Consider the following 8,705-nt stretch of genomic DNA (forward strand, 5'->3'; position numbering starts at 1 on the left):
TGATAAAACAAGCGGCTCGCTACGCTCGCCGTCAAGCACCCGCCACAAACCGACACAACGCAACGAAAAAGCAAGGACGGCAACGAAAAATCGGGGTTCGCGCGCAGGCTTTCCGCGAAACCCCGATTTTTTTCTTTTGCCCCGTTGCCTTAAACCTATGCTTTTTCATTACGGTGTGTTTTCCTTTCGGCGGTGTTATTCGCACCGTCCTTTTTTGTGCCGTTTACGTTCCGTAACCTTGCCGCTACTGTATGCGCTGTGTTATTACTTTTTAACACTTTTTGCACCGCAAACTGCCTATCAATGCCACCGCATTATTTTTTGCTCTGTGGTATAATCGTTTACGCTTAATAAGCAACGGGCAAAAAACTTTTTCCGCATACCGTGATAAAACGCTATTTTCAAGCCTTAAAAGTGTGGACTAAAAATTTTTCAAACTATTTTTACAAAACCCCGTGGACTTTTGCCGTTTTCGCGGCTATATAGTGTAGGGGTATTGAAAACAGCCTAAAAAAGCGGTCAAATGTAAAAGTTTTGTGAAATTTTTATTTAGACCGTCAACTTTTGACCTTTCCCGTGGCTATTAAGTGAGGGGTATTTTATTTTTGCCATAGACAACCCTATAAAATCTAAAACAAGGAGGTGCGAAAAATGCTGAAAACCGAACTCGAAGTTATTGCCATAGGCGAGCCGAATTTATCGGCTTTGACGGAAAGCGAACGGCGGCTATTCTTTGAAACGCTGTACGCAAGAGTTTTGGAATTAGCAAAAGAAAAGAAAGAAAATTAACGTATTGTATCTAACGGTCAGAGTTGCAACGTGTTACGACCACTCAAAAAATGAATGTATGTATGGTTAGGGGCGCAACGTGCTACGCCGTCCCACGAAAATTGAATATATCGGCTTAACGAATAGGCGTATTGTATGATTGTACAGCCAAATAAGCGAGCGTAAAAGATTTCCGAATAAAAAAGGAACGCGCCGCACGAAACGGGCAAAGTACGGAACAAGTGTATTGTTTTGTATTTTGCCCGTTTTTTCTTTTTCCCAAAAAATCTAAATCACAAGGAGAACACCACAATGCCAATAAAAGACGCAAAAATTTACAACGACGGCAGTCATTTTATAGCCATACCGCCCGAAAACTTTACGAGTGGAAAGCATAAGAAACAACCGCCGAAATCTACTACCCAAGACACCAAAAAGCAAGCGTTTGAAACGGCGTATAAAGAAAGCCAAAGCCTACCCAAGCGCGAGCGTAAAAAGTATATTGCCGAGAAATTGCAAAGCGAATTTGAAAACGCCGAGCAAACAAAGGAATATACCGAGCAAAACATAGAACGCAAGAAAATCAATGCGGCGAAACGCCGTACACGGTTATGGCGCAAAGTCCGCTTGCAAAGTTGGAATTATTTTGTAACTTTCACTTTCGATAGTAAAAAGCACGACGAAACCACTTTCAAAGAAACTTTACGCAATACGTTGAAACACCTTGTAAGCCGTAAGGGGTGGAAATATATAGGCGTATGGGAACGCAGTCCAGACAAACAGCGATTGCATTTTCACGGCATATTCCATATACCCGAAAACGCTATGATAGGCAAATTAGAAACCATAACGGACTATGACACGAAAAAACACCGCAAGCAAACGACATACCAAAATACGCATTTTCTCGAAAGGTTTGGGCGAAATGATTTCAAAGAGATATGCAGCCGAGATATAGAGCGTTCCGTTCGCTATCTACTCAAATACATAGAAAAGAGCGGCGAAAAACTTGTATTCGGCGGTAAATTGCCGACTTATATCAAGGGCAGTATTCTCGACGAAGATATTATTTGTCCGACGGGAATAGACGATAAGAAAGTGATTTTATTCGACGATTTCACTTGCATAGACAAAGACGGCGTAGTTAGGGGCAAAGCCACGCCCGAAGTATTAGCGCAAATGCCCACAGCCAATTAAATTATTTACCTTTCGTCCGGTGGAGCGTAAACGACAACGCACTTTTTCGCAAGGGTAAAATGCACTACTTGCGTAGCCCTTGCAAAAAAGAACGGAAAGCATTTTATGCGTTATGACTTTTGCGTTGCCGTTTATTTTCGCTCTGCCGAAAGGTAAATAAAAAATCCAATCTAAAAGGAGATTTCTCAAATGCAAACAGCAGTAATCTATTGTCGCTATTCGTCAGATAGCCAAACCGAGCAAAGTATTGACGGACAGTTGCGCGTATGTACGGAGTACGCCAAGAGCCGAGATATACTCATACTCAACACCTACATAGACCGTGCTATGACGGGTACGAACGACAACCGCCCCGATTTTCAGCGTATGATTAAAGACAGCGCAAAGCGGACTTTCAATATAGTACTTGTTTACAAATTCGATAGGTTTAGCCGTAACAAATACGAAACGGCTATGCACAAGAAAACGCTGAAAGACAACGGCGTTAAAGTCGTATCGGCTACCGAGTTTGTACCCGACACGCCCGAAGGCATTATCTTTGAAAGTATGCTCGAAGGCTATGCGGAATACTATTCAGCCGAACTTTCGCAAAAGATACGGCGCGGCAATAACGAAAGCCGCCGTAAAGGTAATTTGACGGGCGGTAAAATACCTTACGGCTACAAGAACGAGAACAAGAAAGCCGTTATAATACCCGAAGAAGCCGAGATAGTCCGCTACATTTACGAGCAGTATTCCATAGGCGTATATGTAAAAGACATAATCGCCAACCTAACCGCAAAGGGTATTTTATACAACGGAAAGCCTTTCGTTAGAAACACGGTATATAAAATCTTAAAGAACGAACGCTATTCGGGTATATATCACTTTAACGGTGAAGTATTTGATAATATATACCCCCAAATCGTACCGCAAGAAACTTTCGATATAATCCGCAAGAAAGTAAATTGCAATAAGTACGGAAAGCGTAGCGACAAAATAACGTATTTGCTTAAAGACAAAATAAAATGCGGCTATTGCGGTAAATCTATTGTAGGCGATAACGGCACATCACGGCAAGGCGAAATAAAATACTATTACAAATGCCGTGGGCGTAAACAAAAATTGAACGATTGCCATAAGCAAGCAATACGCAAAGACATACTCGAAAATATTGTGCTTGAAAGCGTAATAGAGCAAATACAAAAAGCGAATAACCTTGATTTTATCGTCAACGGCTTAATGCAAGAGCAAGAACGCCAAGCGCAAGCGAATATAGTTTTGAACTTGCTACTCAAAGAACAGCGTACTACCGAGAACGCTATACAAAACATTATGACTGCGATAGAAAACGGCGGTACGACTAACACGGTTATGAAACGTATGCGCGAACTCGAAAACCGTCAAAGCGAACTTGAAAAGCAAATTGCCATTGAAAAGAGCAAAACCGCCGTAATGCTCGATAAAGACCAAATAAAAGAGTTTTACACGCAAGCGTTAGCGTTAGAGCCGAAACTACTCATAAACTACCTTGTAAAGCAAATAACGCTTTACGACGATAGAATTGAAATACAATTCAATGCCCCGATTAAAGTAAGTCCCGATAGCGATGAAAGCCGTCGGGGCTTTTCTTTATGCTCGAAAACGGTTAAATTTGCCTACAAAGTGCCGCATAGAGCGAATATAACGAAACTCGAATTTGAAGTTGAAATATATATTTAGCCGATAACCAAACGGCTATTTATTCCACGTTCCGCTTGACGTGAGCCTCGCAGGGGCGTGTGTATAGGCAAATAAGGGCGAAACGCGCAACCCGACCGATTGAAAATCTGTCGGGTTTTGGTTTGCCTTTGGCGTTCCAGCCTAACACGCCCCTTTCTCACGTCAAGCGGCTTTCGCGGCATAAACCGCCGTTTGTGCGCGATTGATAGATTACCGCCGAACACCCGAAAATCGTTACAGCGGCTATATAACGGCGTTACACGGCACTATGCGAAACGAAAAAGGACAAAAGAAAAAACCTAACCCGAACCTTATTTTGTGGTTCGTTTTAGGTTTTAGGTGGTGGAGCTAAGGGGATTCGAACCCCTGACCTTTTGAATGCCATTCAAACGCGCTACCAACTGCGCCATAACCCCAAGCACGTGTTATATTGTATCATGAGGGCGGGCGTTTGTCAAACGATTTAGAGGTTTATTCGAGGATTTTGAGCGAAGAATTCATATCGGTTTTAACTATTTTGCGGCGGAGTAAAAGGGTGGATAGTACGCTGAAAAGCATGGTTACGGCAGGGGCGAGTATCCAAGTCCACCAGTTTATTTCGCCGATAGAGCCGAAATTGATTAGGTGAAACACAAAGGTGAGAAAGGCAAGCCCTATGGGAACGCCTAAAACTGCGCCTATAAAGCTCATAATGTGTATTTCGCGGAATATGTACCAACTTACCTCGCTGTCCGAATAGCCGAGCACCATGAGAGTTGCTATTTCGCGGTTGCGCTCGCTTACGTTTATGTTGGTTAGATTGTATATCACGAGTCCGCACAGCACCGCCGAGAACGCGACTAACGCGGCTGCTATTCCGAATATCGCCGCAGTGCCCGATAGTTTTAAGGAGCAGTCTATCAGTCCGAGTCCTGCGAGCACAAGCACGGTAGAGCCTATTATGGATATTACCGTCATTAAAAATCTGCTCTTAAACAGCAAGACGTTGCGCAGGGTGGATTTGTACTTAAAACTCAATCTGTTCCAGATTATGGGAATGTGTTCGAGTATCACCTTTTTGCCCGATTTCGGCGTTTTGTGCGCGAGCAAGGTTACGGGCTTGTTGCGCGCCGTTTTCATGCCCGTGAAATAGGTGAGAAGAAGCATGGAAACTATGATTATGCCGAAGGTTGTAACGTAGTACCATAAGCCCGTTATGCCGGGGAAGGGCGGCATTGCGTACTGCATGTTGAAAGCCGTGTACAGCAGTGAGGTGAGCCCCAACCCTATGGGCAACGCGCCCGTGCCGCCGAGAACGGTGCCGAACAGCACGAACAAGAGGTATTTGCCTATCACGGCAAAATCCGAATAACCGAGAGTTTTAAGACATGCGATTTGTCCGCGTTCTTCGTCGAACAGGCGCGACATGTTGGAATACACAACGAGCATAGTTACGAGCAAAAAGAATATTACGAACACTATTCCTATAAGCCCTACTTTTTCCGCGTAAGACACCATTGCGTATAAACCGCGGTTTTCGAACAGGCTCAACACGCTCGCGCTTTCTTCGCCGAGAGCGTTTGTTATTTCGGCTTTGAGTCCGTTGATTTTTCGCTCGTAATCTTTGGAGAATGCGTTGAAAATATGTTTGTTCGCAACGCGAATGTAAACGTCGTTTACTATGGGCGCAAACTCCGATTTATGTATGTAAAAAACGTCCGAAACAAATTTTTCGGGATTTAAGTAGCTTGTTTCTTCTATGTTGTCGGTGAGCAGGGGATTGAGCGTAATTCCGCAAACGGTGTACTCTTTGGGCGGCATTCCCGCTACCTTTAATGTGATTTTGTCGCCTATGTCTTTTCCGTCGTAGGCGTCGCATGCTCTTTCCGCCAAAATCTCGTTCGCCGCGGAGGGAAGTTCGCCTTCGAGCAGTTGCAATGCGTTTAAGGTTGTCGAGGCGTCGAAAGAGTAGAACCGAGTTATTTTATTGTCGAATTCGGTTTCGAAACTAAAACTTTGCAATACGTTTTCTTCGCCGAATTTCTCGTTGAAATATGCTAACTCTTTGGGACTAAATCCCGCGAGCTTTTTGGACTTAACGTATAAGTCGGAAATGTTTTGTTGCTCGTAGTAGTCGCTTACGGCGATTTTAAGACGGTTTTCGAGTTCGCCTATGCCCGACATTACGCCTATGCTAACCAGTACTATGGCTATTATGGTAACGAGCCGCACGAGATGCTTTTTGAAAAGACGTACGGCGGTTTTTCCGTATGCTTTCATTTTACCATTCAATCTCCTCTATGGGCTTGGGATTATCGTTGATTTCGGTCTTTTCTATCCGCCCGTTCTTTATGGATATTACTTTGTCCGCCATTTCTTTGAGAGCCTGATTGTGCGTTACCACTATTACGAGTTTGTTGTTCTTTTTGGATATATCGTATAGCAGTCGGAGTATCAGTTTGCCCGTTTTGTAGTCGAGCGCGCCCGTGGGTTCGTCGCACAGCAAAAGTTTGGGGTTTTTGGCAATGGCTCGCGCAATGCTTACCCGTTGCTGTTCTCCGCCCGAAAGCTGAGCGGGGAAGTTCTTGAATTTGTCGCCCAAGCCCACGTTTTCGAGCGTTTGCTCGGGATTGAGCGCGTCGGGGCATATCTCGGTTGCGAGTTCCACGTTTTCAAGCGCGGTGAGGTTGGGCATCAGATTGTAAAACTGAAAAACGAAACCTATTTTTTCGCGCCTGTACTGCGTGAGCTGTTTTTTGTTCAACGACGAAACAACCTGACCGTCGAGCTTAATTAGTCCGCCGCTCGCGTCGTCCATGCCGCCGAGCAGGTTCAAAAGAGTGGTTTTACCCGCGCCGCTCGGACCTAAGATTATTACGAATTCGCCTTCGTTAAGTTCGAAGTTTACGTCCGAAAGCGCGAGGAAACTGCCCGCGCCCGTTTTGTACTCTTTGCTTACGTTTTCCAAACTTAAAAATCCCATAATTATATAATACACGATAAGCGCCAAAAAGGCAACTGTTTTAGTGAATTTAATTTCTCTTTTGGAATTTGCTCGCAAACAATTGCATAACCGAAAACGGAGTGATATACTTACAACGTGTTCGGTTTATTGATAGCCATTATATATATTTGCTTCATAAGTTTGGGGTTGCCCGACTCTTTGCTCGGCGCGGCTTGGCCGTCTATGTACGGCGGTTTGGGCGTGCCCGTTTCCTATGCCGGCATAATTTCGGTGGTTATAGCGGCTGGCACGGTTGTGTCAAGCCTGCTCAGCGACTTGCTCACCAAAAAGCTGGGTACGGGCACGGTTACGGGCATTAGCGTTGCCATGACCGCGGGCGCACTGTTCGGTTTTTCGGTAAGCAACGCATTTTGGATGCTCGCAGTGTTTGCCGTGCCGTACGGACTCGGCGCGGGCGGAGTGGACGCGGCTCTTAACAATTACGTGGCTTTGCATCTTAAGAGCAGGCACATGAGTTGGCTTCACTGCATGTGGGGCGTGGGAGCGGCGATAGGACCGTACATTATGGGATACGCGCTGTCGGGCGGCTACGGCTGGAGTCGGGGCTATCTCGTTATTTCGATAATTCAGATTGCGCTTACCGCGGCGGTATTTTGCTCGTTACCGCTGTGGAAAAGGGGAGCGAAACCGTCGGAGAGCGGCGGGGAAACGGGCGAAAAAGGCTCCGAGCCGGCGGAAAAGAAAAAGCCGCTTACGCCCAAAGAGATAGTGCGTATTCGCGGCGCGGTGCCATGCTTTATAACTTTTTTCTGCTACTGTGCGCTCGAGAGCACGGCAATTTTGTGGTCGAGCAGTTACATGGTGCTCAATAACGGAATATCCGCCGACACCGCCGCCACTCTTGCGGGGCTGTTTTTGATAGGCATTACGGTAGGCAGGGCGGTAAACGGATTTTTGACGCTCAAATTTAGCGACAAAACTCTCATAAGGGTTGGCGAGTGCGTTATACTCGCGGGCGTTGTGACGCTGTTTCTGCCGTTCGGGAACGTGTGCGTCATAATAGGGCTTGTGCTTTTGGGACTCGGTTGCGCGCCCGTATATCCGAGCATAATACACATGACTCCCGAGCTGTTCGGCGCGGACAAGTCGCAGGCTGTGATAGGCGTGCAGATGGCGAGCGCGTATATAGGAACTTGCACCATGCCGCCGTTGTTCGGCTTTTTGGCAAACAATATAGGCGCGTGGCTGTTTCCCGTGTTTTTAGGGATTTGGCTGTGCGTTATGGCTGTAATGCACGAGGTTGTGGTGAAGAAAACGGCTAACGCCGTAATTCGCTAATCCAAACGCTTTTGTCTAAGCGGGCGTTTGCGGGGCTTGTGGACGGGAGGGCTACGCACATGCCCGTAAGCTCGGGGAAATGTTTTGCAAAAAGTTTGTACGCCGTGCCGCCGTTGGTTATTATTTTGGCAATGGGGTAGTTTGCCGCAAGCGATTTGATATCCGCTATAACGGGATTTTTGATATCCTTATCCATAGAACCCACTATATCGCACGATGTAACCACGTCCCAAAGCGCGACTTTGTTGCGCCGCAATAGCTCCTTTTTTTCGTTTACGGAGCGGGGCGCGGGCGAAGCGAAACTTTGAGCCAAAACGCTCCAAAAACGATTTTGCTTGTTGCCGTAGTAAAAACCTTCCTCGCGCGATTTAACGCTTGGAAAACTGCCGAGTATGAGCACTCGGCTGTCGGGATTAACGAACGGGGCGAAACCTTCTATCATGCGCACATTATAACATTTTGCCCGCTTGTAGTCAAACGATAAAAAATATGGGAGAGAATATTGAAAATATCGTTGAAAATATTTGACATCTTCTCAAAGTTGTTATATACTTTATAAGCAATTGCGCGGAAGTGGCTCAGTGGTAGAGCGTTGCCTTGCCAAGGCAAATGTCGCGAGTTCGAATCTCGTCTTCCGCTCCAAAATACGAGTGCCATTAGCTCAGTTGGTAGAGCACCTGACTCTTAATCAGGGTGTCCAGAGTTCGAGCCTCTGATGGCGCACCAAGGCGGTCAATTTCGACCGCTTTTTTCTTTG

The 8,705-nt window shown here is 45.9% G+C and carries 7 protein-coding genes and 3 tRNA genes; 6 read left to right on the forward strand and 4 right to left on the reverse strand.

Translation table 11 applies throughout. The features are described 5' to 3' along the window. Nucleotides 1–651: 651 nt before the first annotated feature. The 3 genes from NFR55_RS10225 (at nt 652) to NFR55_RS10235 (ending at nt 3,666) form a co-directional block, all read left to right on the forward strand. Nucleotides 652–789, forward strand: a complete 138-nt coding sequence (locus tag NFR55_RS10225; protein WP_251548748.1) for a hypothetical protein — start codon at nt 652–654, stop codon at nt 787–789. A gap of 291 nt (nt 790–1,080) precedes the next feature. Further along, nucleotides 1,081–1,965 (forward strand): rolling circle replication-associated protein, encoded by an 885-nt coding sequence (locus NFR55_RS10230; protein WP_251548750.1) that lies wholly within the window; start codon nt 1,081–1,083, stop codon nt 1,963–1,965. Between the two features lie 189 nt (nt 1,966–2,154). Then, a complete protein-coding gene (locus NFR55_RS10235; RefSeq protein WP_251548752.1) occupies nt 2,155–3,666 on the forward strand; it encodes a recombinase family protein in 1,512 nt (503 codons plus the stop codon). 340 nt (nt 3,667–4,006) lie between these two features. Here the strand turns inward: NFR55_RS10235 and NFR55_RS10240 are convergent. The 3 genes from NFR55_RS10240 to NFR55_RS10250 all read right to left on the reverse strand — a co-directional run bounded on the left by NFR55_RS10240 (nt 4,007) and on the right by NFR55_RS10250 (nt 6,631). Continuing rightward, nucleotides 4,007–4,082, reverse strand: a tRNA-Ala gene (locus NFR55_RS10240). A 55-nt stretch (nt 4,083–4,137) separates the two neighbouring features. Further along, a complete protein-coding gene (locus tag NFR55_RS10245; RefSeq protein WP_251548754.1) occupies nt 4,138–5,925 on the reverse strand; it encodes an ABC transporter permease in 1,788 nt (595 codons plus the stop codon). A gap of 1 nt (nt 5,926) precedes the next feature. Next, the gene (locus tag NFR55_RS10250) at nt 5,927–6,631 is read right to left on the reverse strand and encodes an ABC transporter ATP-binding protein (protein ID WP_275556926.1); all 705 of its coding nucleotides are present in this window, start codon (nt 6,629–6,631) and stop codon (nt 5,927–5,929) included. A 114-nt stretch (nt 6,632–6,745) separates the two neighbouring features. Here NFR55_RS10250 and NFR55_RS10255 point away from each other — a divergent pair, with 114 nt between their 5' ends. Continuing rightward, nucleotides 6,746–7,948 (forward strand): MFS transporter, encoded by a 1,203-nt coding sequence (locus NFR55_RS10255; RefSeq protein WP_251548758.1) that lies wholly within the window; start codon nt 6,746–6,748, stop codon nt 7,946–7,948. Here the strand turns inward: NFR55_RS10255 and NFR55_RS10260 are convergent. After that, nucleotides 7,929–8,390, reverse strand: a complete 462-nt coding sequence (locus NFR55_RS10260) for a DNA-deoxyinosine glycosylase (protein WP_251548760.1) — start codon at nt 8,388–8,390, stop codon at nt 7,929–7,931. The two genes, NFR55_RS10255 and NFR55_RS10260, sit on opposite strands and share 20 nt — an antisense overlap. Before the next feature lie 125 nt (nt 8,391–8,515). On the opposite strand from NFR55_RS10260, the gene NFR55_RS10265 reads away from it, so the two are divergent. Both NFR55_RS10265 and NFR55_RS10270 read left to right on the forward strand, forming a co-directional pair. Next, nucleotides 8,516–8,590, forward strand: a tRNA-Gly gene (locus tag NFR55_RS10265). Nucleotides 8,591–8,598: 8 nt separating this feature from the next. After that, nucleotides 8,599–8,674: transfer RNA gene (locus NFR55_RS10270), tRNA-Lys, on the forward strand. Nucleotides 8,675–8,705: the final 31 nt, after the last annotated feature.

The sequence above is a fragment of the Pumilibacter intestinalis genome, assembly GCF_943193005.1.
Lineage (GTDB): Bacteria > Bacillota > Clostridia > Christensenellales > Pumilibacteraceae > Pumilibacter > Pumilibacter intestinalis.